Annotated in this window: 24 protein-coding genes; 8 read left to right on the top strand and 16 right to left on the bottom strand. The window is 70.5% G+C overall.

Annotation, left to right across the window (positions count from 1 at the left end; translation table 11 throughout):
* Window positions 1-8 precede the first annotated feature (8 nt).
* Genes ACFQ7F_RS12335 through ACFQ7F_RS12325 form a run of 3 tightly spaced genes read right to left on the bottom strand, consistent with a single transcriptional unit; the run spans window position 9 to window position 2,963 of the window.
* On the bottom strand, window positions 9-821 hold the full coding sequence (locus ACFQ7F_RS12335) for a TrmH family RNA methyltransferase (RefSeq protein WP_383269603.1): 813 nt from the start codon (window positions 819-821) through the stop codon (window positions 9-11).
* A 16-nt stretch (window positions 822-837) separates the two neighbouring features.
* Window positions 838-2,121 (bottom strand): HTTM domain-containing protein, encoded by a 1,284-nt coding sequence (locus ACFQ7F_RS12330; protein ID WP_383269601.1) that lies wholly within the window; start codon window positions 2,119-2,121, stop codon window positions 838-840.
* A complete protein-coding gene (locus tag ACFQ7F_RS12325) occupies window positions 2,118-2,963 on the bottom strand; it encodes a DUF5819 family protein (RefSeq protein ID WP_383269600.1) in 846 nt (281 codons plus the stop codon). Before ACFQ7F_RS12325 ends, ACFQ7F_RS12330 begins: the two co-directional genes overlap by 4 nt.
* 229 nt (window positions 2,964-3,192) lie before the next feature.
* On the opposite strand from ACFQ7F_RS12325, the gene paaA reads away from it, so the two are divergent.
* The 6 genes from paaA (at window position 3,193) to ACFQ7F_RS12295 (ending at window position 8,079) form a co-directional block, all read left to right on the top strand.
* Window positions 3,193-4,191: a 1,2-phenylacetyl-CoA epoxidase subunit PaaA gene (gene paaA, locus ACFQ7F_RS12320; protein WP_383269598.1), complete on the top strand. Its 999-nt coding sequence runs from the start codon at window positions 3,193-3,195 to the stop codon at window positions 4,189-4,191.
* On the top strand, window positions 4,188-4,478 hold the full coding sequence (paaB, locus tag ACFQ7F_RS12315) for a 1,2-phenylacetyl-CoA epoxidase subunit PaaB (RefSeq protein ID WP_363210366.1): 291 nt from the start codon (window positions 4,188-4,190) through the stop codon (window positions 4,476-4,478). The genes paaA and paaB overlap by 4 nt, the downstream gene beginning before the upstream one ends.
* A complete protein-coding gene (gene paaC / locus ACFQ7F_RS12310; RefSeq protein ID WP_383269596.1) occupies window positions 4,475-5,224 on the top strand; it encodes a 1,2-phenylacetyl-CoA epoxidase subunit PaaC in 750 nt (249 codons plus the stop codon). The genes paaB and paaC overlap by 4 nt, the downstream gene beginning before the upstream one ends.
* Window positions 5,218-5,709 (top strand): 1,2-phenylacetyl-CoA epoxidase subunit PaaD, encoded by a 492-nt coding sequence (gene paaD, locus ACFQ7F_RS12305; protein WP_383269595.1) that lies wholly within the window; start codon window positions 5,218-5,220, stop codon window positions 5,707-5,709. Before paaC ends, paaD begins: the two co-directional genes overlap by 7 nt.
* Complete coding sequence (locus ACFQ7F_RS12300) at window positions 5,709-6,800, top strand: 2Fe-2S iron-sulfur cluster-binding protein (protein WP_383269594.1); 1,092 nt, start codon at window positions 5,709-5,711, stop codon at window positions 6,798-6,800. The genes paaD and ACFQ7F_RS12300 overlap by 1 nt, the downstream gene beginning before the upstream one ends.
* Window positions 6,801-6,945: 145 nt before the next feature.
* Entirely contained in the window at window positions 6,946-8,079 is a 1,134-nt protein-coding gene (locus ACFQ7F_RS12295) for an acyl-CoA dehydrogenase family protein (protein WP_383269592.1), read from the top strand.
* A gap of 29 nt (window positions 8,080-8,108) precedes the next feature.
* On the opposite strand, the gene ACFQ7F_RS12290 is transcribed toward ACFQ7F_RS12295, so the two are convergent.
* The 3 genes from ACFQ7F_RS12290 to ACFQ7F_RS12280 all read right to left on the bottom strand — a co-directional run bounded on the left by ACFQ7F_RS12290 (window position 8,109) and on the right by ACFQ7F_RS12280 (window position 10,973).
* On the bottom strand, window positions 8,109-8,456 hold the full coding sequence (locus ACFQ7F_RS12290; RefSeq protein ID WP_383269591.1) for a rhodanese-like domain-containing protein: 348 nt from the start codon (window positions 8,454-8,456) through the stop codon (window positions 8,109-8,111).
* A 58-nt stretch (window positions 8,457-8,514) separates the two neighbouring features.
* Window positions 8,515-9,393 (bottom strand): hypothetical protein, encoded by an 879-nt coding sequence (locus ACFQ7F_RS12285; RefSeq protein WP_383269589.1) that lies wholly within the window; start codon window positions 9,391-9,393, stop codon window positions 8,515-8,517.
* A 137-nt stretch (window positions 9,394-9,530) separates the two neighbouring features.
* On the bottom strand, window positions 9,531-10,973 hold the full coding sequence (locus ACFQ7F_RS12280) for a DUF2252 domain-containing protein (RefSeq protein WP_383269588.1): 1,443 nt from the start codon (window positions 10,971-10,973) through the stop codon (window positions 9,531-9,533).
* Window positions 10,974-11,192: 219 nt separating this feature from the next.
* On the opposite strand from ACFQ7F_RS12280, the gene ACFQ7F_RS12275 reads away from it, so the two are divergent.
* On the top strand, window positions 11,193-11,798 hold the full coding sequence (locus ACFQ7F_RS12275; RefSeq protein WP_383269586.1) for a TetR/AcrR family transcriptional regulator: 606 nt from the start codon (window positions 11,193-11,195) through the stop codon (window positions 11,796-11,798).
* 61 nt (window positions 11,799-11,859) lie between these two features.
* Here ACFQ7F_RS12275 and ACFQ7F_RS12270 read toward each other — a convergent pair whose 3' ends face one another.
* The 10 genes from ACFQ7F_RS12270 to ACFQ7F_RS12225 form a co-directional block, all read right to left on the bottom strand.
* A complete protein-coding gene (locus ACFQ7F_RS12270; RefSeq protein WP_383269585.1) occupies window positions 11,860-12,636 on the bottom strand; it encodes a class I SAM-dependent methyltransferase in 777 nt (258 codons plus the stop codon).
* A gap of 81 nt (window positions 12,637-12,717) precedes the next feature.
* Complete coding sequence (locus tag ACFQ7F_RS12265) at window positions 12,718-13,704, bottom strand: aldo/keto reductase (protein WP_383269583.1); 987 nt, start codon at window positions 13,702-13,704, stop codon at window positions 12,718-12,720.
* Window positions 13,701-15,314, bottom strand: a complete 1,614-nt coding sequence (locus tag ACFQ7F_RS12260; protein WP_383269581.1) for a GMC oxidoreductase — start codon at window positions 15,312-15,314, stop codon at window positions 13,701-13,703. Before ACFQ7F_RS12260 ends, ACFQ7F_RS12265 begins: the two co-directional genes overlap by 4 nt.
* A 43-nt stretch (window positions 15,315-15,357) precedes the next feature.
* Window positions 15,358-16,491 carry an acyl-CoA dehydrogenase family protein gene (locus ACFQ7F_RS12255; RefSeq protein ID WP_383269626.1) on the bottom strand — a complete coding sequence of 378 codons (1,134 nt, stop codon included), beginning with the start codon at window positions 16,489-16,491 and terminating at the stop codon, window positions 15,358-15,360.
* A 44-nt stretch (window positions 16,492-16,535) separates the two neighbouring features.
* Window positions 16,536-17,261: a 4'-phosphopantetheinyl transferase family protein gene (locus tag ACFQ7F_RS12250; RefSeq protein WP_383269579.1), complete on the bottom strand. Its 726-nt coding sequence runs from the start codon at window positions 17,259-17,261 to the stop codon at window positions 16,536-16,538.
* Complete coding sequence (locus ACFQ7F_RS12245; RefSeq protein WP_383269578.1) at window positions 17,258-18,007, bottom strand: class II aldolase/adducin family protein; 750 nt, start codon at window positions 18,005-18,007, stop codon at window positions 17,258-17,260. Before ACFQ7F_RS12245 ends, ACFQ7F_RS12250 begins: the two co-directional genes overlap by 4 nt.
* On the bottom strand, window positions 18,004-18,756 hold the full coding sequence (locus ACFQ7F_RS12240; protein WP_383269577.1) for a dihydrodipicolinate reductase C-terminal domain-containing protein: 753 nt from the start codon (window positions 18,754-18,756) through the stop codon (window positions 18,004-18,006). Before ACFQ7F_RS12240 ends, ACFQ7F_RS12245 begins: the two co-directional genes overlap by 4 nt.
* Window positions 18,749-19,021 (bottom strand): hypothetical protein, encoded by a 273-nt coding sequence (locus ACFQ7F_RS12235; RefSeq protein WP_383269576.1) that lies wholly within the window; start codon window positions 19,019-19,021, stop codon window positions 18,749-18,751. The genes ACFQ7F_RS12240 and ACFQ7F_RS12235 overlap by 8 nt, the downstream gene beginning before the upstream one ends.
* 23 nt (window positions 19,022-19,044) lie before the next feature.
* The gene (locus ACFQ7F_RS12230; RefSeq protein ID WP_383269574.1) at window positions 19,045-20,481 is read right to left on the bottom strand and encodes a class I adenylate-forming enzyme family protein; all 1,437 of its coding nucleotides are present in this window, start codon (window positions 20,479-20,481) and stop codon (window positions 19,045-19,047) included.
* A 5-nt stretch (window positions 20,482-20,486) separates the two neighbouring features.
* On the bottom strand, window positions 20,487-21,965 hold the full coding sequence (locus ACFQ7F_RS12225; RefSeq protein ID WP_383269573.1) for a hypothetical protein: 1,479 nt from the start codon (window positions 21,963-21,965) through the stop codon (window positions 20,487-20,489).
* 250 nt (window positions 21,966-22,215) lie between these two features.
* On the opposite strand from ACFQ7F_RS12225, the gene ACFQ7F_RS12220 reads away from it, so the two are divergent.
* A complete protein-coding gene (locus ACFQ7F_RS12220) occupies window positions 22,216-23,043 on the top strand; it encodes a LuxR C-terminal-related transcriptional regulator (RefSeq protein ID WP_383269572.1) in 828 nt (275 codons plus the stop codon).
* Window positions 23,044-23,047 lie beyond the last annotated feature (4 nt).

Below are 23,047 nucleotides of genomic sequence, written 5' to 3'. Positions count from 1 at the left end.
CGGCGGGTTCAGGCCTCCGCGCCCGGAGGCCTGCCCGTCGGCCCGCTCGCCGACCAGTGGAAGAGCGTCATCCCGACGCTGGTGGCCAGGTTGTAGCTGGAGACCTGGGGCCGCATCGGCAGCGACACCAAGTGGTCGGTGCGCTCCCGCAGTTGCCCTGACAGGCCGCTGCGCTCGGACCCGAAGGCCAGCACGGCGTCGTCCGGCAGCTTCAGGCCACGGATGTCCTCGCCCTCCGCGTCGAGCGCGAACACCGGCCCCGGCGGCAGCTCGGAGACGTCCACCCGCTCGACGGCGGTGGCGAAATGCAGGCCCGCGCCCCCGCGTACGACCGTGGGATGCCAGGGGTCGATCGTGCCGGTCGTGACAACGCCCGTCGCCCCGAACCCCGCCGCGAGCCGGATCACGGCCCCGGCATTGCCCAGATTGCGGGGGTCGTCGAGGACGACGACCGGCGCGATCCTGGGCATGCGGGCCAGCGCATCGAGGTTGGCCGTCCGGGAAGGGCGTACCGCGAGAGCGGCCACCCCCGTGGGATGCAGACGCGGCACAAGGGCGCGCAGGGTTCCGTCCGGGACCTGGACGAGGAGGGCGTCGAGGGCGTCCTTCACATCCGGCGCGAGCTCGTCGGCGAGGGCGAGGACAGCGGACCTGTCGCTGGTCAACGCCGAGGGAATCACCGCTCCGAAGCGCAGCGCGTGCTTGATGGCATGGAAGCCGTCGAGGAGCACGGAAGTGTCCGCGATCCCTCTCCAGGCGCGCACGGCACCGTCCGGATCACGCACGGCATCGTCCGGATCACCCTGGTGCGTCCCGCTCATCCCGCGTACGTCCCGTTCATGAAGGGAAGCCTACGCGCGCGTGCTCGGTGGATTCCTGGGCCGGTTCCTCGTCCGCGCCGCGCTGCGGCGGCACCGTACCGCCGCGCGAGAACAGCGAAAACCGTGAGAGCAGCGCTACCCGCGCGCGCGTCGTCCATCCGCCGACGCGCCGCAGGAACGACGTCGGCAGGAACACCGCGTCAGCCGCGATCATCGCGAGCGAGAAGAACGGCAGACCGAGGACGACCGCGATGACCGCGTGCTCGCAGATCATGGCGGCAAGCAGGACGTTCTTGACCCTCCTGTTGAAGAGGGTGAAGGGGAAGGCGACCTGCACGGCGACCGTCCCGTACGTCACCAGCATCACCATGAGGCCGTGCGAGGCGAGCAGGTCGGAGAGCGCGGGCCAGGGGGAGAAGTAGTCCAGACGCAGCGGGTAGTAGATGGCCGTGCCGTCCTGCCATCGGCTGCCCTGGATCTTGTACCAGCCGGCCGTCGCGTAGATCAGACACGCCTCGACCATGATCACAAGCAGTGCGGCGTTGTGCGCGAGCTTGACGACGACATCGAGCAGCTTGCGCGCCTCGCCGTCGGGCGCGCGCCGTCCGACGGCCCACCACAGGCCGTGCGCGAGCCACAGCCCCCAGAAGAACAGGAGCCAGCCCCCGCTGAGTTGCCCCATGAACGTCACCACGGAGAGGCCGAGCCCAAGGACCCACCACAGCACGGGACCGACCCTGTCGACGGGCTCGGCTGTCTTTCCCTGCTCGACCGGTGTCTTCCCTTGCTCGACCGGTGTCTTCTTCTCGACCGACGCCGTACGCGCGCGTGCGGCGCGCCGGGCGTCGAGCGACCAGACCTGGCCGCAGCGCGTGAACACCAGATAGGTCGCCATGAGGTGGATGACGTTGTCGCCGCCGTCGCCCATGAAGATGGAGCGGTTCTGCAGCGAGAGCACGCCGATCATGAAGATCACGGACATCGTGCGGGTGCGCCAGCCGAGCATCAGCAGGGCGCTGCTCAAGATGGCGAGCACGTAGACGGTCTCGAACCAGATGCGCCCGTCGGACCACATCAGGGCCGTGAAGGCGTCGTTCTCGGCGATGAGCTGCTGGGCCATGTCCCAGTTCCACGGGCTGTCGGGCCCGTAGAGCTCGTGGCGGTTGGGGAGTTCGCGCAGCAGGAAGAGCAGCCAGGTGGCGGCGAACCCGATGCGGATCACAGCGGTCTGACGGGGGCCGAGAGCGGCCGCGGTGATCCGTTCGATGCCGTGCCCGAGCTGGGAGCCGAAGCGGTTCATCGGGCGTCCCCCTCGGACTCCTGAGCCTTGCCCAGGGGCATGTCGTCGGGCGTCACGGACCACCACGACAGCTGGCGGAGCACCGGTTTGGTGTTGACCTTCTCATCGCTCCACCCGGGGGCGGGCACGTTCGTGGTCTTGGAGCGGACCTGGACGCGCTCGATGGTGGCACCGGGGCCCATCGGCTCCTCACGCTCGACGCGCATCACCACGATGCGGCGGATGTAGCGCTCCGAGAGCTCCCCGCGCAGGCCGCGGGGACGATTCTGCGCGTCGTGCGCGCCCACGTAGAAGTCCCAGGCCCTTCGCAGTTCGTTCTGCTGCGTGTGGCTTGGCAGCAGATTGCCGTCGATGGCGGCGCCGTCGCGCGCCGAGAGGTCGTACCAGCCGGTGGTCCGGGTGTCTCCCCCGTCCGTACGCACCTCGGCGCGGGCCTGCACCGCGATGTTCTGCTGCATCGGGTTGGGCGCGAAGAGCTTCCAGTTCTGCTCGAACTCGGGGTAGATCCAGTCGTCGACGACCTGCCCGTGCTGCTTGGTCATGGTGTTCGCGGGGGCGACGTGGAGGAAGAGCATCCCGACGTGGACGCAGGCCGTGGCGGCAATGAGCGCCATCGCGAGCGCACCCGCGACCTGATAGCGCGGGGAGAGGGCGGCGATGCCGGTGCGGGGCGGGGATACGGCGCCGGTGGAGGGGAGCGGCGGCTCGTGTGCCTCGATGGGCCCGTTCGTGTCGGTGGGCGGGAGCGGCGGCCCGTTCGTGTCGGTGGGCGGGAGCGGCGGCTCATTCGCGTCGGCGGACGGGAGCGGCGGCTCGCTCGCGTTGTTGTCGTTCGCGTCCATTCCGCCCCGATTCCCGATCCCGCACGGTGTTCGCCCGTCGGCCCGCCCGTCACACGGCTCTCTACCGCCCGCTTCGCACCGGAACGGTACTCATGCCTGCGCGCCAGGCACAGCGTCCGTGAAGTTATCCACAGGGTTGACACCTTATGGCGCTGAGCCGCACCATTGAATTCCACGAACCGAACGATCGGTCGGTCGGTAGGTGGGCTAAAGGTCGAGGGGGACCGCGATGGCGACAGCAGCCGAGCACCAGACGGCCCGGTCCGAGCCGGACCAGGCAGCGGCCGACGCCGCACGCACAGCGGCGCACACATCAGCGTTCGACGCCGCGGTCGCGGCCGACGAGCGCATCGAGCCGCGCGACTGGATGCCCGACGCCTATCGCGCCTCGCTGGTCAGGCAGATAGCGCAGCACGCCCACTCCGAGATCATCGGCATGCAGCCGGAGGCCAACTGGATCACGCGCGCCCCGTCCCTGCGTCGCAAGGCGATCCTGATGGCCAAGGTGCAGGACGAGGCCGGTCACGGCCTGTATCTGTACAGCGCGGCCGAGACCCTCGGCACCAGCCGCGACGAGCTGCTCGACAAGCTGCACTCGGGCCGCCAGAAGTACTCGTCGATCTTCAATTACCCGACGCTGACCTGGGCGGACGTCGGCGCGATCGGCTGGCTGGTGGACGGCGCCGCGATCACGAACCAGGTCCCGCTGTGCCGCTGTTCGTACGGGCCCTATGCCCGCGCGATGGTCCGCGTCTGCAAGGAGGAGTCGTTCCACCAGCGCCAGGGGTATGAATCGCTGCTCGCCCTCAGCCGAGGCACCGAGGCCCAGCACGCGATGGCGCAGGACGCGGTGGACCGCTGGTGGTGGCCTTCCCTGATGATGTTCGGCCCGCCCGACGACGAGTCGTCGCACTCGGAGCAGTCGATGACCTGGAAGATCAAGCGCCACTCGAACGACGAGCTGCGCCAGCGCTTCGTGGACATCTGCGTCCCCCAGGCCGAGTCGCTCGGACTCACTCTCCCCGACCCGGACCTCGTGTGGAACGAGGAGCGGGGGCAGCACGACTTCGGCCCGATCGACTGGACGGAGTTCTGGGCGGTCCTCAAGGGCAACGGCCCCTGTAACGACCAGCGGATCACCCAGCGCAGGAGCGCGCACGAAGAAGGCGCATGGGTGCGCGAGGCAGCGGCGGCGTTCGCCGCGAAGCACGGGGAGGCGAAGGCATGAGCAGCTCGACCGAATGGCCGCTGTGGGAGGTGTTCGTGCGCTCCCGCCGCGGGCTCTCCCACACCCACGCGGGCAGCCTGCACGCACCGGACGCGGAGATGGCCCTGCGCAATGCCCGCGATCTGTACACCCGCAGAAGCGAAGGCGTCTCGATCTGGGTCGTGCCGTCCACACAGATCACCGCTTCCTCGCCGGACGAGAAGGACTCCTTTTTCGAACCGGCGGGCGACAAGCCCTACCGCCACCCGACCTTCTACGACATCCCGGACGGGGTGAAGCACCTGTGACCACGCCACTGACCCCCACGGCCACTGCCACCGCCCTCGCCCTGGGCGATGACGCGCTGGTGCTCTCGCACCGCCTTGGGGAGTGGGCGGGCCACGCACCCGTCCTCGAAGAAGAGGTCGCCCTCGCGAACATCGCCCTCGACCTGCTCGGCCAGGCACGTGTCCTGCTCTCCCTGGCGGGGGACGAGGACGAACTGGCCTATCTGCGCGAGGAGCGCGCCTTCCGCAACCTCCAGCTGGTCGAGCAGCCGAACGGCGACTTCGCCCACACCATCGCCCGCCAGCTCTACTTCTCCACCTACCAGACCCTGCTGTACGGCCAGTTGGCGAGCAACGACAGCATGTTCGCCCCACTGGCGGCGAAGGCGGTCAAGGAAGTCGCCTATCACCAGGATCACGCGGAGCAGTGGACCCTGCGGCTCGGCGACGGGACGGCGGAGAGCCACCAGCGGATGGAGAGCGGTCTTGACGCGCTCTGGAGGTTCACCGGGGAGATGTTCCAGCCGGTGGAGGGTCTCGACGGCGCGCACGGCACCGAAGGTGTCGACTGGCCGGCGCTGCGGGAGAGCTGGACGGCCTCGGTGACCGCCGTCATCGAGAAGGCGACCCTGACCGTGCCCACCGGTCCGCAGGAAGGGGCCTGGGCCGCGGGCGCGGGCCGCCAGGGTCTGCACACCGAATCCTTCGGGCGGATGCTCGCCGAGATGCAGCATCTGCACCGCAGCCACCCGGGGGCGTCATGGTGACCACCGCGCTCGAGGAAGAGCTCCTGGCCCTCGCGGGCTCCGTACCCGACCCGGAGCTGCCGGTCATCACGCTCGCCGAGCTCGGGGTCCTGCGCGGCGTTCGCGTCCGCGGCATCGGCAAGGTCGACGTCGAGCTGACCCCCACCTACACCGGGTGCCCGGCCATAGAAGCCATGACCGCCGACATCGAGCAGGTGCTGCGCGAGCGCGGCATGGCAGAGGTCTCCGTGCACACCGTGCTCTCCCCCGCCTGGTCGACGGACGACATCAGCGCCGAGGGCCGCCGCAAACTGGCGGAGTTCGGCATCGCGCCGCCCCGCCCGCACAGCACCGGCGAACCGATACCGCTCACCCTCTCGGTCCGCTGCCCGCACTGCGGATCGACCGACACCGAACTGCTCAGCCGCTTCTCGTCGACGGCCTGCAAGGCCCTGCGTCGGTGCGTTGCCTGCCGTGAACCGTTCGACCACTTCAAGGAGTTGTGATGGCACGCTTCCACCAGCTCCGGGTAGCGGCGGTCGAGCAGCTCACCGACGACTCCGTGACGCTGACCTTCGATGTGCCGCCCGCCCTGCGCGAGGAGTACGTCTACGCACCGGGCCAGCACCTGGCCGTCCGCCGCTTCGTCGACGGCACCGAGATCCGTCGCACGTACTCGATCTGCGCCCCCGCGCCCCATCCCGAACGCCCGTCGGAGCCGCGGACCCTGCGGGTCGGGGTGCGCTTCGTCGAAGGCGGCGCCTTCTCGACGTACGCCCTGAAGGAAGTCGCCGTCGGCGATGAGCTGGAGGTGATGACCCCGGGCGGGCGCTTCACGCTGGAGCCGGCGCCCGGGCGCTATGCGGCGGTGGTCGGCGGAAGTGGGATCACTCCGGTGCTCTCCATCGTCACGACGCTCCTTGAGCGCGAACCGAGCGCCACGTTCTGCCTCATCCGGAGCGACCGCACGGCCGCGTCGACGATGTTCCTGGAAGAGGTCGCCGACCTCAAGGACCGCTGGCCGGACCGGTTCCAGCTGGTCACGGTGCTCTCCCGGGAAGAGCAGCAGTCGGGGCTCGACTCCGGGCGGCTCGACGAGGAGAGACTCGGCAGGCTGCTGCCCGCGCTCCTGCCCGTCGAGGAGGTGTCCGGCTGGTTCCTGTGCGGTCCGTTCGGTCTGGTGCAGGGCGCGGAGAAGACACTGCGCCGCCTGGGCGTGACGCGTCAGCTCATCCACGAGGAGATATTCCACGTGGACGACGGCCTCACCTCACCGTCGCTCACCTCACAAGCGACCGCAGCCACGACGGCCGCCCCCGCGCACAGCACCGTGACGGTGACGCTCGACGGGCGCTCCGGCACCTGGCCGGTCCAGGAGGGGGAGTCCTTGCTGGACACCGTGCTGCGCAACCGCGCGGACGCTCCGTATGCCTGCAAGGGCGGGGTGTGCGGGACCTGCCGGGCCTTCCGGGTCTCGGGCGAGGTGCGGATGACCCGCAACTTCGCGCTGGAGCCGGAGGAGACAGAAGCGGGGTATGTGCTCGCGTGCCAGTCTCATCCGGCCACGGACACGGTGGAGTTGGACTTCGACCGCTGAGATCTGCGCAGCTCCCGTCACTACTCCCGTCACTGCGCCCCTCACTGTTCCCTTCCCATAGAACCTGTTCTATCTTGACGACCCGTCAGAAACGACGGGCGTAGCAGAGACAGAGCCGTCGGGCCGGTGCACGGGAGGACAAGCAGTGGACTTCACCTTCACCGAGGAACAGCAGGCGGCCGTCGAGGTGGCGAAGGCGCTCTTCGCGTCCGTCGCACCCGACGGAGTACCGAGCCCCGCCCTCGTGCCGGGCGCCGTCGCCGAGGACTTCGACCGCGCGCTGTGGGCCAAGCTCGCCGGATCCGACCTGCTGAGCCTGCTCCTCGACCCCGAACACGGCGGCGCGGGCCTGGACGCCATCGCCCTCTGCCTGGTCCTGCGTGAGTCGGCGAAGAGGCTCGCCCGGGTTCCGCTCCTGGAGAGCAGCGCGGCCGCGTATGCCGTGCAGATGTACGGCGGCGAGGAATTGAAGCAGCGGATTCTGCCCGGGGCCGCCCGCGGAGAGCTCGTCCTGACCGTCGCGGCGAACGGCCGCAGCGGACACGACCCCGCCGAACTGTCAGTCACCGCGCGGCAGGACGGCGAGAGCTGGCTGCTCGACGGCACACAGACAGCCGTGCCCTGGGCACAGAACGCCGACTTCATCGTGGTGCCCGCCCACACCTCAGCCGGCCGAGCCGTTCTCGCCCTGATCCCCCGCGTGCACGAAGGCCTCGCCCTCGCCGAGCAGGTGTCCACGAGCGGTGAGCGCCTCGGCGAGCTCAGCCTGGATTCCGTGCGGATCGGCGGCGCCGACGTCATCGAGGCCGACGGGGCCTGGGACTGGCTGCGCGATCTGCTCGCCACCGGGACCTGCGCCCTCGCGCTCGGCCTCGGCGAGGGAGTACTGAGCATGACCAGCGAATACACCAGCAAGCGCGAGCAGTTCGGCTTCCCCGTCGCCACCTTCCAGGCCGTGGCAGTGCAGGCGGCCGACCGTTACATCGACCTGCGCGCGATGGAGGTCACCCTCTGGCAGGCCGCCTGGCGCATCAGCTCGGGCGCGAGCGGCGCCCTGCCCGCCACGGGGGACGTGGCCGTCGCCAAGATCTGGGCGTCGGACGGCGTACGCAGGGTCGTGCAGACGGCGCAGCACCTGCACGGCGGCTTCGGTTCCGACACCGACTATCCCCTGCACCGCTACCACGCGTGGGCCAAGCAGCTGGAGCTGTCCCTCGGCCCGGCAGCGGCGCACGAGGAGGCACTGGGCGACCTGCTCGCCGCCCACCCGCTCGGCTGAGGCAGCCCCAGAACCAGGCAGCAGCCGAACTAGATCACGGTGCCCGGCTGGCCCTTGTCGTCGACGACGGGGCGACCCGCGGCCTGCCAGCTCTGCATGCCGCCGTCGACGTTCACCGCGTCGATACCCTGCTGGACGAGGTACATGGCGACCTGCGCCGAGCGTCCACCGACCCGGCAGATGACATTGACCTTGCCGTCCTGCGGGGCGGCCTCGGTCAATTCGCCGTAGCGGGAGACGAACTCGCTCATCGGGATGTGCAGCGCCCCCTCGGCGTGCCCCGCCTGCCACTCCTCGTCCTCACGGACGTCCAGGAGAAAGTCGCCGCCAGTGAGGTCGCCGACGCCGACCGTGGGCACGTGAGATCCGAAAGCCATGCCCTGACGCTACCCGACGGCCCGGGAGACCAGCCAAGAGGCCAACTAGGAAATCAGCCTAGGAGATCAGCCGCGCAAGCTCGGCCTCGCGCTCGGTGACCTGCGCGAGCAGCTGCTCGGCGATCTCCTCCAGCAACTGGTCCGGATCGTCCGGCGCCATCCGCAGCATCGCGCCGATCGCACCCTCTTCCAGCTCCCGGGCGATCACGGTGAGCAGCTCCTTGCGCTGGGAGAGCCACTCGAGGCGTGCGTAGAGCTCTTCGCTCTTGTTCGGCCACTGCTGCTCGGCCACGGGACCGGCGGCCCACTCCTCGGACAGCTCCCGCAGCAAAACCTCGTCCCCACGGGCATAGGCGGCGTTCACCCGCGTGATGAACTCGTCGCGCCGGCCGCGCTCCTGCTCGTCCTGGGCCAGGTCGGGGTGGGACTTGCGGACGAGCTCGCGGTAGAGCTTGCGGGCCTCGTCGCTCGGCCGCACCCGCTGCGGCGGCCGCACCGACTGATCGGTCAGCATCGCGGCGGCTTCCGGATAGAGGCCCTCGCCGTCCATCCAGCCGTGGAAGAGCTCCTCGACGCCCGGCATCGGCATGACCCGCGCCCGCGCCTCGTCCGCCTTGCGCCGGTCCTCCGGGTCACCGCTCCGGGCCGCGAGGGCCTCGGCGATCTCCGCGTCCAGCTCGTCGAGGCGCGCGTACATCGGGCCGAGCTTCTGGTGATGGAGCCGGGAGAAGTTCTCCACCTCGACCCGGAACGTCTCCACGGCGATCTCGTACTCGATCAGCGCCTGCTCGGCCACCCGGACCGCCTTCTCAAGACGGTCTTCGGGCCGCGCGGCGCCGCCCTGCCCCGTCACCCCGTCAGGGGCTTCGCGACCAGCGGTCACGGGGTCGGGATCAGGCGTCTGGGGCTGCGTCGGCTCGGCTTCCGGGGTCGTCACCCGTCCAGCGTAGGCCACGCCGACACGGCCCCGGCCGTACGGCATCCAGCGCCCGCCCCACCCCGTTCAGTCCCCGGTCCACCCCCACGCCTCACACCCCGCCTACCCGCCGCCGCTCCCCGCGGCCACCCAGCTCCTCACACCCCAGCCTCCGCAGCCACCCGCCCCTCCTTGACCGCACGCACCAGCTCCCCGTGGTCCGCCTCCGTCCGGTTCGCGTACGTCACCGCGAACGCCGCCACCGCCGTGTCCAGCTCGTCGTTCTTCCCGACGTACCCCGCGATGAGCCGCGGATCGGCGCTGTGCGCGTGCGCGCGGGCCAGCAGAGCGCCGGTCATCCGGCCGTAGTCGTCGATCTGGTCGGCGGCGAGCGCGGCCGGGTCCACGCTGCCCTTGCGGTTCCTGAACTGCCGTACCTGGAAGGCCCGCCCGGCCACCGTCGTCCATCCCAGCAGGAAGTCGCTGACCACCTGCATCCGCTTCTGCCCGAGCACCACCCGGTGCCCCTCATGCGCGACCTCCGGCACCGCGAAGCCCGCCGTGGGCAGATGCGGGAGCAGTACGGAGGGCCGCGCCTCCTTGACCTGGAGCACCAGCGGCTCGCCCCGGTGGTCGAGCAGCAGCACGACATACGACCGCAGACCCACGCTGCCCGTGCCCACGACGCGGAAGGCCACGTCCTGGATCGCGTACCGCGCGAGCAGCGGCAGCCGGTCCTCGGACAGCGTGCCCACATACTCCCCGAGCGCGGAGGCGACCTCGGCCACCTCCGCGTCCGGTATCCGCCGCAGGACCGGCGGTGCGTCGACGAAGAGCCGCCGCCCCGCACGGCCGTCCTCGCCCTCGACGCGCTCGGTCGACTTGGCGGCGAACCGGGCGCTCGTGTTCTGCCGGGCCTTCTCGGAGACGCTCTCCAGGGTGCCGAGCAGATCCCGCGCATCCGTGTGCGAGACCAACTCCTCGTCCGCGATGGCGTTCCAGGCGTCGAGCGCCGGAAGCTTCGCGAGCAGCCGCATCGTGCGGCGGTAGGCCCCCACCGCCGCGAACGCCGCTTCTTCGCAGACGTCCTCGCTCGCCCCCGCCTCGCGCCCCGCGAGCACGAGGGATGCGGCTAGCCGCTTCACGTCCCACTCCCAGGGCCCGTGCCCCGTCTCGTCGAAGTCGTTCAGATCGATGATCAGGCCGCCCCGCGCGTCCGCGTACAGGCCGAAGTTCCCCGCGTGCGCGTCACCGCATATCTGGGCGCCTATCCCCGTCACAGGGGTCCGCGCGAGGTCGTACGCCATCAGACCGGCGGCACCGCGCAGGAAGGCGAAGGGCGAAGCGGCCATCCTGCCCATCCGGATCGGCGTGAGCTCGGGGAGCCTGCTGTGGTTGGACTCCTCCACGGCCTCGACCGGATCGGGTCGTCCTTCATCCTCGGCGAACCACTCGTGCGAGGCGCGGCTGACGCGCGCACGCAGCGCCTTGCCCTCGCGCTTCGGCGAAACTCCCGAAGTCCCCGGATCCGCCGACTCCTGCGAGGCCCACTCCGCGAACCCCTTCACGTACGGCAGCCGCGCACCGTTGATCCCCGCCATGACCACCCCCACCGTCCAGACCGTCGCAGGCGGCCCCGCACGGGCCCCACCTGGCATGAAGGTACCGCCGGGCGCCGACCGGCGTCAGAGCCTGTGGACAACCCGCAGCCCAGGGAAGAAGGCATGGGTGACCGGCATCACAATGGTGGACGGGTGGCTAACGCTTCGCGAGGCATGCCTTATTGTCCAAGGAAGCAAGCTACACACATTAGGAGACGGATGAAGACGCGCGCGGGCCTGACCGTCGACAGGATCATCCAGGCCGCTGCCGCTCTGGCTGACGAGGTCGGCTTCGAAGCGGTCACCCTCTCGGCCCTCGCCCGCAGCTTCGGCGTCAAAGATGCCAGCCTGTACTCGCACGTCAAGAACATTCAGGACGTACGCACGCGGGTGGCTCTGCTGGCGGCCGAGGAAATGGGCGCCGAACTCGCCGCCGCCATCGCCGGCCGCTCGGCCGAGGACGCACTGGCGGCCTTCGCCGACGCCTACCGTGACTTCGCCCTTCGCTACCCGGGCCGATACGCGGCGACACAGATGCGGCTGGATCTGGATCAGATCGCCGACGCGAAGGGGTTCATCCTCAACATCGAGCTGACGTACGCGGTGCTGCGCGCCTACGACCTGGAAGAGCCCGATCTGACCGACGCGGTGCGCTTCATGCGCAGTACGTTCCACGGCTTCATCAACATCGAGGCGGTCGGCGGGTTCGGGCATCCGCGCGGCATCGACGCGTCCTGGCGCAGGACCGTCGCGGCGGTGCACTCGGTGCTCCGGCAGTGGCCCCGCACCAAGGCAGCCCAGGGCCGGTCTCAAGCTTCCCGGTGACGGCCTCGGCAGACGATGGCGCGACAGAGGGACGTGCCCTGTCGCGCCTGCCTGCTTCCCGTCACTCGCCCCACTTCATGTAAATGACCGGCGGCTCGCGGCCGGGGAGCTGGCGCAGGGGGCCGAGGTCCAGGCCGAAGACCTCCCGCAGAGCGGTGGTCTCGCCGGGCCACTTGGGGTGGGCCAGCTCGTCGAAGGCGAGAATGCTGCCCTTGGTCAGGTGCGGCTTGATCGCCTCTAGGAGCTCCTTCGTCGGCTGGTACAGGTCGAGGTCGAAGTAGGCCATGGCGATGACCGTCTCCGGGTTCTCCTCCAGGTACCGCGGCACGGTCTCGCGTACGTCGCCCTGGACGACGAAGGAGCGCTGGATGTGCCCGAGGGGCTCGGTGGCCTCGTGGGCGGCCAGGACTTCGCGCAGGTGGTCGACCTCACCGTCGGGCGTCGCGAAACGTCCCGGGACGGCGCTGGTGCTGACCTTGTCGACGTCCTTGATGTCCTCGGGGAAGCCGGTGAAGGTATCGAAGCCGACGATGCGGCGCAGCGAGTTGTAGGGCTCGTAGATACTGCGCAACGCCGTCATCGTGGCCAGGTGACGGCCGTGCAGGACGCCGAACTCCATGATGGTGCCCGGGACTTCGGGCAGCATTCGGTAGAGCGCGTCCATGGACAGCAGGTCGGCCAGCTGGTGCCTTCGCATGTAGACCGACAGGTTGTCGATCAGGTACTCCGGCGGGATCGGTGAGTCGACGAGCAGCTTGGTCAGCCGCTCGCGCGCCTCGCGGTCCTGCGCCGACTCGTGCGGGACGATCCGCGGATCGGTGTAGCTGTTCTCAGCCATGGGACGTTTCCTCTCAGTGCAAGTTCAGGGCAAGTGCAGGGCAAGGTCAGTGCAGGTCAGGGCAGGTCAGGGCAGTTCGGTTCAGGAGAGCCAGCAGTCGGGGGCCGGGCCACCACGACCGATCGGCGGGAAAAGTTCGTCGAGCCGGGCCAGCAGGGGCTCGGGCAGGGCGCACTCCAGCGCTTCGAACGCGCCGTCGATGTGCTGCTCCGTACGAGGCCCGATCACCGCGGCCGTCACGCCGGGGCGGGACAGCGTCCAGGCCATGCCGACCACCGCCGGGTCCAAGCCGTGATCGGCGCAGAGTTTCTCGTAGGCCTCGATGGTGTCGTGGTGTTCGTCCAGGGCCGCCACCGCACGGCCTTGCGCCGACTTGACGGCGGAGTTGGTCCGCTTCTTGCGGAGGACACCGCCGAGCAGGCCGCCGTGCAGCGGTGACCAGACCAGCAGACCGAGTCCGTGTGCCTGGGCCGCAGGCATGACCTCGAGCTCCGGATACCGGGTGACGAGGTTGTACACACACTGCTCCGAGACCAGGCCCAGGGTGTTCCTGCGCTGTGCGGCCGCCTGAGCGGAGGCGATGTCCCAGCCCGCGAAGTTGGACGAGCCGACGTAGCGCACCTTGCCCTGGGTGACCAGGAGGTCCATCGCCTGCCAGATCTCCTCCCAGGCCACGGATCGGTCGATGTGGTGCATCTGGTACAGGTCGATCCAGTCCGTGCCCAGACGCCTGAGGGACGCCTCGCAGGCCGCGACGATGTTGCGGGCCGACAGACCGTGGTCGTTCGGTCCTTCGCCCATCGGGTCGCCCACCTTGGTGGCCAGCACGACCTGGTCACGTCGGGCGGGGCTCTTCCCGAGCCAACGGCCGATGACCTCCTCCGTGTGGCCCTTGTGGACCCGCCACCCGTAGGTGTTGGCGGTGTCCACGAGGTTGATGCCCCGCTCCAGGGCATGGTCCATGAGGCGGTGCGCCTCCGGCTCCTCCACCCGGCCGCCGAAGTTGACGGTGCCGAGGGCCAGCCTGCTGACGCGCAGCCCGGTGCGGCCCAGCTGTGTGTGGATCACGCGTGCTTCCCTTCGTCCGGCACCCGTGCCCCCGGTGCCGCGTCGGCCGCGCCGCGCCGGATCCGGCGCACGATGTCACGCGCTCCCAGGACGGAAAGCGCGACGCTGGTGAGGGTGGGGTTGCAGGCCGTCCGCATCGGTATGACGCCGTTTCCCGCGACGTACAGGTTGTCGACCCCCCACACCCGGCTGCGGGGGTCGCAGACACTGGTGCCGTTGTCGACGGCGCCCATGCGCACGGTCCCCTGGTAGTGCAGGGAGCTGCCCGACGGGAGGATCCAGGGCGCCTCGCCGTCGGCGGGGCGGCCGAGGACTTTGCTCAGGCGCAGCGCCTCGGTCTCGGCCTCGGCGAGCATCGCGCGGTCCCCGTCGTCGAGGGTGTGGTGGATCGTCATCGCGGGCATGCCGATCCAGTCCCGCTCGGTGTCGCTGAACTCCAGGCGGTTGTCGGCTCGCGGCTGCTGTGAGGTGAACAGGTGTACCGAGACCAGCGGTCTGCCCGCCCGGCCACTGTCTGCGGTGTCCGCGACCGTGGCGGGGTCGATCCGGGTCAGCATGCAGTGGAACGGATATCTCTCGCCCTCGTACGGGATCCAGGTCACCCCGCTCGGAACCTCTTCCCCGCCCTCCCCCTCCTCGGGGCCGCCGAGCCCGTGGACCTCGGCGATGACCGAGACCTGCGGGTGCTCGTTGAGGTAGCGGCCGAGGGCCTGGGGGCGTACACCGGAGGCGAAGAGCAGCTGCGGGGTGCGCAGCGGGTCGGCCGCCACGACGACGTAGTCGGCGCGCACCACGCTGACGGCTCCCGTGGCCCGGTCGCGCAGCCGCACTCCGACGGCCCGCCCGTCCTCCACGAGCACCTTCTCGCACAGCGTGTCCGCGCGCAGTTCGACGCCCGCGGCGGGTCCCGTCGGCAGCTCCCGCAGGATCACGTCCGTGCCGCTGCGCCGTACTTGGTTCCCGGTACGGACGGCGGCCATGGGCATGGCCCGCACCCTCCGGTCCGGCGACCTGCCCTCGTCGAGCTCCTCGCCCAGGACCCGTTCGAGATGGGTGGCGAAGGCCGAGTCGGAGAACTGGGTGGCGGACACCCGGAGCAGCCGCTCGGCGACCGCGTACGCCTCGTCGAGCTCGTCCCGGTCCACGCAGTCGACACGCTCGGCGTCGCCCGGCCGGGGGGAGGCCCCGAACCACAGCGCCCCCATGCCTCCCACGTTGCAGGACTGTTGTGCCGCGGGCAGCCCGTCGCCGGACGTGTCACCCGACCCGACGGGGAACATACCCGGCCGGGTGACAAGGGCACGCCCCCGCTCTTCCCGGGACTGGTTGTGCGCGATGGCCGACGCCGTGGCGATGCCGTACGGCCGCTGGAACGGCCCTTGTGCGGCGACCCGGGCGCGCTCCCGCTCCTCGATGTCGGCAATGGCGGTCATGTGCATGCCCGGCGGATCCGTCAGGACGGGGCCTGCCTCGACCAGCAGCACGCCGGCCGAGGGGTGCGCCTCGTGGATCTGGTGGGCGTAGGTCGCGCCCGTCGGACCGCTGCCGATGATGACTACGGTGACGTCGCTCGTGCTCTCGGTCGTCTCGGTGGACTTCTGAACTGACACGCTGCTCCTCTCTCCAGCTCTATGGCTGTCCGGCTCCATGGCTCTACAGCGAGCGGGCGATGACGATGCGTTGGATCTGATTGGTGCCCTCGATGATCTGGAGCAGCTTCGCCTCGCGCATCCAGCGTTCGACGGGGTGATCCTGGACGTAGCCGTAAGCACCCAGGGCCTGTACGGCGTCCGTGGTGACGCGCATGGCGGTGTCGGTGGCGAAGAGCTTGGCGCGGGCCGCCGCAGCGGTGACGGCCGAGGCGCTCGCACCGGAGTCCAGCGTGCGGGCTGCTTCCCGCACCAGGGCGCGGGCCGCGTCGACCTGCGTGGCCATGTCCGCGAGCATGAAGGCGAGGCCCTGGAAGTCCGCCACGGGACGGCCGAACTGCCGCCGCGTCTTGGTGTAGGCGACTGCGTGGTCAAGGGCTGCGGAGGCCAGGCCCACCGCGCAGGCGGCGATGCCCAGGCGGCCCCGGTCGAACAGGCCGGTCGCGATCAGGAACCCCTTGCCCGGACGGCCGATCAGCCGCTCGGCCGGGACTTGAGCCCCGTCCAGCACGACCGCCGCGGTGGGCGAGGAACGCACCCCCATCTTCTTCTCGAGCCGCTGGACCTGCAGGCCCGGAGTTTCGGCGTCGGCGAGGAGCACGGAGAGACCGCGGATGCCGGGACCCCCGGTACGGCAGAAGACGTTGTAGTGGTCGGCCTGCCCGGCGTGGCTTGTCCATGCCTTGGTGCCGTCGACCGTGTAGCCGCCGTCATCGGAGGACTGGCGTGCCGTGCAGGCGATGGCCGCGATGTCGGATCCCGCCTCGGCCTCCGAGATGCAGTTGGCGCCCAGCTGTTCGCCGCCGAGCATGCCGGGCAGCCACCGCTCACGCTGGCGGTCGGTGCCGTACATGGCCAGCGGATAACACGACAGGACGTGGATGTTGACGGACTGTGCGACGGACAGCCACCGCTTGGCCAGGATCTCCAGGACGGTGAGGTAGACCTCGTGGCTCTGGCCGCCGCCGCCGTGCTCCGTGGGGTACGGCAGGCTGAGCAGCCCTGCCCGGCCCAGGGTCCGCAGGATCTCCCGCGGGAACTCCGAGCGGGCCTCGAAGTCGTCGGCGTTCGGGGCGAGTTCCTTCTCCGCCAGCTCTCCGGCCAGCGCCATCAGATCGCGGACCTCTTCGTCCTGCATCCCTGGCCCGCCCGTCGAGGGGGCTTCGGTGAACGGAGGGCTTGTCATCGTGACACCGGTCTTCTTTCTGGTGCGTGGGGCGGGGACGAGGGCGGGGGCGGAGTCAAGGGGACCGGTTTCCGGGCCATCACGGCGAGGCGGATCACAGCAGGGCGGTGCGGCTGGTCGAAGGCGACGGCCAGGGCCGACCCGGGGAGGGGCTGCAGCACCCGCCACCGCAGACCCCGCCAGCTCCCGCCGTCCGCCAGCAACGCTCCGGGATAGGTCTCGGGCCCGCGCATCAGCCCTGTTCCGGTGGCCTTGGCACACGCCTCGTGGATCGTCCAGCGCCGGGCAAGGGCCGCCGCCCGCCGCTCGGGCGGAAGCACGGCCAGTTCGCGCTGCTGCTCCGGCGAGCAACAGCGGTTCAGCAGACCGGTGGTGGGCGGGACCGGATCCTGGATGTCGACGCCCACGGCGCGGCCCACGGCGACGGCTACGGCGACCGTCTCGCCGCTGTGCGAAACGCTGATTCCGGTGGACGGCAGGTCTTCCAGAAGAGGTTTGCCCCGGCCGGTGCGACCGACCCGGCAGGCCCGCGTCCAACTCCCCAGGCTGCGCTCCAATGCCCAGCGCAGCAGGGCCCGGCCCGCGGTGAACTCCTGGGCCCTGCGCGGCGCGAAGGCCTCCGCCTGGAGCGACTCCTCCGCGCTGAGCAGGTGCGCGTGCCGCGCCGCGGCTGCGGTCGGCGCGCACGCCACGAGGATGTCGTGGCGCGGATCTCCGGTCACCACGTGGCGGCTTCGGGCCAGACGCGCCGAATGCGTCGGACGGCGTAGTCCCAGTAGGAGCGCACGGACAGGTCCGCGTAGATGAAGTCCCGTTTGAGGGCGACGTCCGTTTCGGAGGCCCACGTATAGGGGGCGCCGCTCTGCTCCGCCAGCAACTGCAGTCGGCAGGCGCGTTCCAGGACCGTCGCGAAGACCGCGGCGTGCCGCACGCTCTTCCCGACGATCACCCCGCCGTGGTTGCGCAGCAGGATGCCCTCCGCGTCGCCGAGCGACTCGGCGATGGCGTCGCCGGTCTCCTGGTCGAGCACCGTGTTGCTGGTCTGTGTGAACAGGCCGAGGGCGCCGGTGAAGTGCGCGCCGTCGTGCGAGACGGGCCGCAGCTCCAGGTCCGTGGCGCCGAAGACCAGGGTGTGCGGGGCATGGCTGTGCACGATGCCGTTGACGTCCGGGCGGGCCCGGTAGATCGCCTGGTGCAGCGGTAGTTCGGGCGGGGCGAGCGGGTCGACCGGCGCGTCCGCGGCGATGGACGCGGCCACTATCTGGTCGGGGGTCGCCTCGTCGAAACCGCACAGAGCGTTCTTGATGAAGAAGGTGTCGGAGCCCGGCATCCGCGCCGATATCTGGCCCTGGTTGAAGTCGTCGTGCCCGTCCAGGGAGAGCATGCGGGCCCCCGCGGCGATCTGCCCGGCCAGCCGGATGGGTACGCGCGGCAGGGTAGGCCGGCCGTCCGCAGCGGTGGGCGTCATCGTTCGTCCTCCTGTCCGGCGGTCACCGCGGCGCCCATCGTTGCCAACAGGTCGTCGAACACCTCGTGGATCCTGTACGTGCCGGGGGCGCGGCCCGCGCTCCAGCCGGCGGCTCCGATGGCACCGGCCGCGGCCGCGTCGACGGAATGAACCTGGTGGATGACGGTCAGGGACTGCTCGGGCCATTCGAGTCGGACCTCGTGGTCGCTGACGGCCGGACCGCAGCGAAGCGAAGCGACGTCGGCGGCCGGTCGGCCGGTGTGCCGCAGCCATTCCCGGGCGAGGCGGGAGGCCGTCGTGCTCGGCCGGTGCGCCTTGGTGGCCGGGTGCCGTTCCAGGACGGCGGCTTCCGGCACGGCCCCGGTGATGCCGGCCCGTTCCATGGTGGCGACCACCTCCGCGACGTGCCGCAGGGCACGGGTCTGCAGGTAGTTTCCGAGCGACAAGTTGGGCGCGAGGACCACCGGAACCTTGGCCGCGTGTGCGTCGAGCAGCCGGAGCCGGTCCTCGTCGAGGCCGGAGACGCACTCGACGAGGGCCACCCCCAGGCGGCCGCTCAGGTCGACGGCCTGTGCCACGGCGGCGGGTGCGGAGCAGTCGACGAGAACGTCGGGCGCCGGCGCCGAGTCCCAGTGGTCCGGGCGCCGCGGGTCGTACAGGTGGACGGAGTGCCCCTCCGCCGTGGCGGTCCGGTGGATCGCCCGGCCGAGGCGGCCCGCCCCGAAGACGCCGATGGCGGGCTCAGACATCGGCCGACTCCCGCAGATGCTGACTGATCAGTTCCACGAGGCTGTCGATGGTCTCGAAGCGCTCGCTCTCCTCCTCGGGGTCGAGATAGACCCCGAGTTCGTTCTCCACCGTGTCGATCATGCGAATGTAGGCAAGCGACGAGTAACTCACCTCGGGCAGCGACCAGTTCGCGGCTGCCAGGTCCCGCTCGGTCAGGTCGCCCTCTGCCGAGCTGAGCACGATGCGCACGATGCGCGAACGGATGTCGTTCGGGGAGGCCGGCATGGCTGCGTTCTCCTTGAGCGTGGTCACTGGATGTCCTCGGTGTCGTCGAACATGCGGCGCAGCGCCGCCGTGGCGGGCTTGCCGCTGGAACTGCGGGGGATCTCCGGCACGATGCGTACGAGGCTGGGGACCTTGTACGGGGCCAGGCGTTCGGCCAGGTGCCGGCGCGGCCCGGCCGGGTCGAGGCCGGGGGCGGCGGCGAGGACCGCGGCGAGGGCGGCGGCCCCGTGCCGGTCGGCGACCTCCAGGACGACTGCGTCCCTCACCCCCGGTGCCCCGGCGAGGGCTTCGGAGACCTCGACCGCGTCGATCTTGCGGCCGCCGACGTTGATCACCTGGCTGGTGCGACCGGTCAGCACGAGGCTTCCGTCGGACAGGTGGCCCGTGTCGCTCGTGCGGTAGAAGCCGTCCCCGCCCGTACGGCTCTCCAGCAGTCCGGGGGCATTGAGATAGCGGGTGCCCATGGACTCGCTCCTGACCTCGACGACACCGGGCTCCCCGGTGCTGCCGGCCCGCAGCTCGACGCCGGGAAGCGGCTGCCCAAGGCCGGGGTCGGTCAGCGGGTCGGTGGCGAAGGTGAGGGGTCCTGTCTCGGCGATGCCGAAGTAGTTCTGCAGCGGTACGCCGGTGCTGTCCACGAACTGCTGCTTGGTCTTCGGGCTCAGCGGCGCCGCCGAGGAGATCGCCATCCGCAGATCGGGCAGCTCCTGGGGCGACAGGGGACGCCGCACCAGGGACTCGTACAGCGCGGGGAAGCCGACGAGGCGGGTGGCGGCGCTGGTCCGCAGCATCCGGGAGACCGCGCCTGCCGTGGGCAGTCCGCTGCCGAGGTGCAGCCGCGCCCCGACGAGGAACGCCGACAACAGGGAGGTGTTGAAGGCGAGGCCGTTGGACAGCGAGGCGAAGCACAGGATGCTGTCGTCGGCGCAAAGGCCGGTGCCCTCGGCCCAGTTGGCGGCGGCACGGTGCACGGCCCGGCCCGGGAACTCGATGCAGTTCGGGCGACCCGTGGATCCGGAGGTGAAGCGGCAGACCTCCGTCTCGTCGTGCAGGGCGGGACGGTCGTCGCGGACCGGGAAGCGGGTGGCGTGCAGGGGCCCGAGAGTGCCGCACGGGGTGCCGTGCTCCGGGACCGGCGTGCTCTCCTCGTGGATCAGCAGGTCGAGCCCGCAGTCCTCCTGGATGCCCCTGGTCTCCTGCGGACCCGCGGCCCGGTCGATGAGGAACGGTACGCATCCGGCCTTGAGAGCGGCCAGGTACGTCACCACGTAGGCGACGGAGTTGCCGGCCTGGATGCCGACGCGCGGCCGGTCCCGGCCGGGCAGCAGTTCCCGTACGACGATGGCCTGTTGGCCACTGGCCTCGTCAAGCTCCCGGTAGCCGAGCGCCGAGCGGCGGTCGGCCACGGCCGGGGAGTCGCCGTGGGCGCGCAGAGCCCGGGTGATGACCTCGATCAGCATCGGTGTCACCTCTGCCCGTGGGCGTGGGCGGGCTGAAGACGGTCGCTCTTGACCGCGGAGGTGCCGGGGGTGCCGAGCATCGCCACGTAGAGGACCTCGTCCTCGTCCGCCAGGCCCGCAAGGGAGTGCCAGCGTCCGGCGTCGAAGCCGCCGATGGTGGTGACGGCGATGCTCGTTCCGGTGGCACCGAGGTAGAGGAGGTGGGCGAGGCTACCGGCACGCAGCAAGGCCTCATCGACGCCGCGCATGCCGAGCCGGAAGATGTCCTGGTGCCGGGCGTGGAAGACGACGGCGGCGCAGGTGTGGCGCAGTTGCTCCTGCCCCATGCAGATCCGCACGATGTCGTCACCGGTCGCCGCGGTGGTTCCGGCGGGCTCGTCGGCGATCTCACCGGTGCCACGGATCGGGTACGCGCCCGGGGCGAGCCCGGTGACCCGGCGAGCGATGAGGGTGGCGCCGAAGCCGCCGGACGGGGCCAGGTCGGTCGTCAGCGGTGTACCGAGGACGGCAAGCGCCTCCCGCACCCGGTTCGCAGGCAGTTCGGCGTCGCCGAAGTCCTTCGCCGAGCGCCGCCAGGCGGTGAGGTCCGCCAGCGCCGGATGGGGCACGGGGTCACCCGGGTCCACGCGGCCCGGGCCGGTCAGCAGGGGGCGGGGGCGGGGGGCGGTGGACTGGGCCGGTGGAAGTTGGAGGTGGGAAACCAGACCCCGCCAACATCGTCCCTCGGAGCCACCCGCGAGACGGTGTACCGGTGGCACGCTCCGCCAGTCCGTACACGTCCATGTGCCGAGGCAACGCTCGTAGTTGGCGACGGGGTCGGCTGCCAGCAGAACGCTGTGCGGGAAGACGTGGTTGTCGCCGAGGCGAAGCAGGCCGCTGAGGGGGCCGAAAGCCGCGCGGGTCAGCCACTCCGCCCTGCGGTGGCTCCGCTCCGCCAGGCACAGCAGGTGCGTGCCCAGGTGCGCGGCGTCCAACTGGGCGTAGAGATAGCCCCGGTCGTCGTACTTGCGTATGGACAACCACGGGCGCACCGCGATCAGCACCAGGAAGGCGTCCGGGCCCGGCAGGGTGAGCCCACCGCTCTCCAGCGCTCTGGCCACCTGCTCGCCCCGGTGCAGCAGACGGCAGCTGCGCCGGGTGACGTCCACGGAGAACACCGTCGGGCCCGCAGGGCCGCCGGTGACCACATATTGCTCGTACGGGTACAGAGCGCCGGCCGACGGCACGGAGGGGCCGCCGTTGAGGGACCCCTCTGCGGACGCCTCGAACAGGGCCAGCGCACCGCGCAGTTCGGCGGGCACGGATATCCGCTGGGGCCGGGGGGCGCTGTCGGGAGCGGCGGCGAGCGCCATCTGCTGCCAGAAGCGCAGGGCGTCCCGCTCCGCGTCCGCGGGGTGGGCACGAGGTCCGGTGGCCGTGTCCGCGGCGCCGCCCTCTAGGCGGTCGGCGGACCGGTCGTCCATGACGGAGCCTTTGTCCTTCACCGGTATCGCTTCTCCTTCCTGCCGAGGCGGGCTCGACGTGCACTTACTCGGCGACTACACACAGTAATGGCAAAAAGCAGGTCCAATGCTTTCTCCAGCAACAGCCGCAATCTTGCCAGATAAGAGCAGAACCGTGTAGACCCTTTAGTGACCGACACCGGTCGTGACCGGAAAAGGACATGCGGGGGAAAGGATTAATTAAGTGCTCCTGCAGGCAAATACAAATGGAGAAAGCGCCACTCTGGAAACGTTGTCGAAACTGGTGGGAAGGCAGCAGCGGGCACTGGTGGAGGCCGGAGAGGTCACCCACTCCCTGCAGTTGCAGCTGTCCGCCCTCTCCCTGCACCACGGCGGTGCTCAGGACACGGCCGTCACGGGCGTCGAGGAGCTCGACGACCCTGGGCGGATACGCGCCGTATTGGACTCCGTGGCCGCGATGACCCGCCACCAGATCCGTGTCATCCAGCCGTCCGTCGTCGCCCGTCACCTGATCGCGGACTGGTTGGGCGACGACCGGTACGGGCTCGAGGGCGGCATCGAAGTCCGCACGATCCACCAGAGTTCCCTGCTGCACGGCGAGCGGGCCGCCTCCTACCTGGACCGGTTGGCCCGGCGTGGAGTGCGCGTCCGAGTCGCGCCGCTGCTGCCGTTTCGCCTGATCATGGTGGACGAGACGTTCGCACTGGTCTGCCCGCCGGACACGACGTTGCTGGTGCGACAGCCCGCCCTGCTGCAGCTCCTTGCCCGGATGTTCGAGTTCTGCTGGGACGACGCACGCGACCTGTACAAGCCGTCGGCGGACACACCGCACCGGGAGATGAAGGCGCTCGGCACCCCGCCCGGAGTGGGCACGGTCCCCCTGAGCGAGCAGCAGTTGGTGATCCTCAGGCTGTGGGCGAAGGGCCGCCAGGACCCCGACATCGCCCGTGAGCTGCGGGTATCCACCCGCACACTGCGCCGCATGGTGTCCGCACTGCTGCGCCGGCTCGGAGTGAACAGCCGCTTCGAGGCCGGTGTCGTGGCCGCGCTCACGCATCAGCTGCCCGAGGACACCGAGCGCGTACCGCTGCCGTCCTGACCGC

Source organism: Streptomyces sp. NPDC056486, assembly GCF_042795295.1.
Lineage (GTDB): Bacteria > Actinomycetota > Actinomycetes > Streptomycetales > Streptomycetaceae > Streptomyces.
The sequence above is the reverse complement of the archived record's forward strand: the minus strand, read 5'-3'. Positions and strand labels throughout refer to the sequence as shown.

Bases quoted from the DNA above. Each gene is read 5' to 3' on its own strand.
- ACFQ7F_RS12335 (WP_383269603.1), bottom strand. From the start codon at position 821: ATGAGCGGGACGCACCAGGGTGATCCGGACGATGCCGTGCGTGATCCG.
- ACFQ7F_RS12330 (WP_383269601.1), bottom strand. From the start codon at position 2,121: ATGAACCGCTTCGGCTCCCAGCTCGGGCACGGCATCGAACGGATCACC.
- ACFQ7F_RS12325 (WP_383269600.1), bottom strand. From the start codon at position 2,963: ATGGACGCGAACGACAACAACGCGAGCGAGCCGCCGCTCCCGTCCGCC.
- paaA (WP_383269598.1), top strand. From the start codon at position 3,193: ATGGCGACAGCAGCCGAGCACCAGACGGCCCGGTCCGAGCCGGACCAG.
- paaB (WP_363210366.1), top strand. From the start codon at position 4,188: ATGAGCAGCTCGACCGAATGGCCGCTGTGGGAGGTGTTCGTGCGCTCC.
- paaD (WP_383269595.1), top strand. From the start codon at position 5,218: ATGGTGACCACCGCGCTCGAGGAAGAGCTCCTGGCCCTCGCGGGCTCC.
- ACFQ7F_RS12300 (WP_383269594.1), top strand. From the start codon at position 5,709: ATGGCACGCTTCCACCAGCTCCGGGTAGCGGCGGTCGAGCAGCTCACC.
- ACFQ7F_RS12290 (WP_383269591.1), bottom strand. From the start codon at position 8,456: ATGGCTTTCGGATCTCACGTGCCCACGGTCGGCGTCGGCGACCTCACT.
- ACFQ7F_RS12280 (WP_383269588.1), bottom strand. From the start codon at position 10,973: ATGGCGGGGATCAACGGTGCGCGGCTGCCGTACGTGAAGGGGTTCGCG.
- ACFQ7F_RS12275 (WP_383269586.1), top strand. From the start codon at position 11,193: ATGAAGACGCGCGCGGGCCTGACCGTCGACAGGATCATCCAGGCCGCT.
- ACFQ7F_RS12270 (WP_383269585.1), bottom strand. From the start codon at position 12,636: ATGGCTGAGAACAGCTACACCGATCCGCGGATCGTCCCGCACGAGTCG.
- ACFQ7F_RS12255 (WP_383269626.1), bottom strand. From the start codon at position 16,491: ATGCAGGACGAAGAGGTCCGCGATCTGATGGCGCTGGCCGGAGAGCTG.
- ACFQ7F_RS12245 (WP_383269578.1), bottom strand. From the start codon at position 18,007: ATGACGCCCACCGCTGCGGACGGCCGGCCTACCCTGCCGCGCGTACCC.
- ACFQ7F_RS12240 (WP_383269577.1), bottom strand. From the start codon at position 18,756: ATGTCTGAGCCCGCCATCGGCGTCTTCGGGGCGGGCCGCCTCGGCCGG.
- ACFQ7F_RS12235 (WP_383269576.1), bottom strand. From the start codon at position 19,021: ATGCCGGCCTCCCCGAACGACATCCGTTCGCGCATCGTGCGCATCGTG.
- ACFQ7F_RS12230 (WP_383269574.1), bottom strand. From the start codon at position 20,481: ATGCTGATCGAGGTCATCACCCGGGCTCTGCGCGCCCACGGCGACTCC.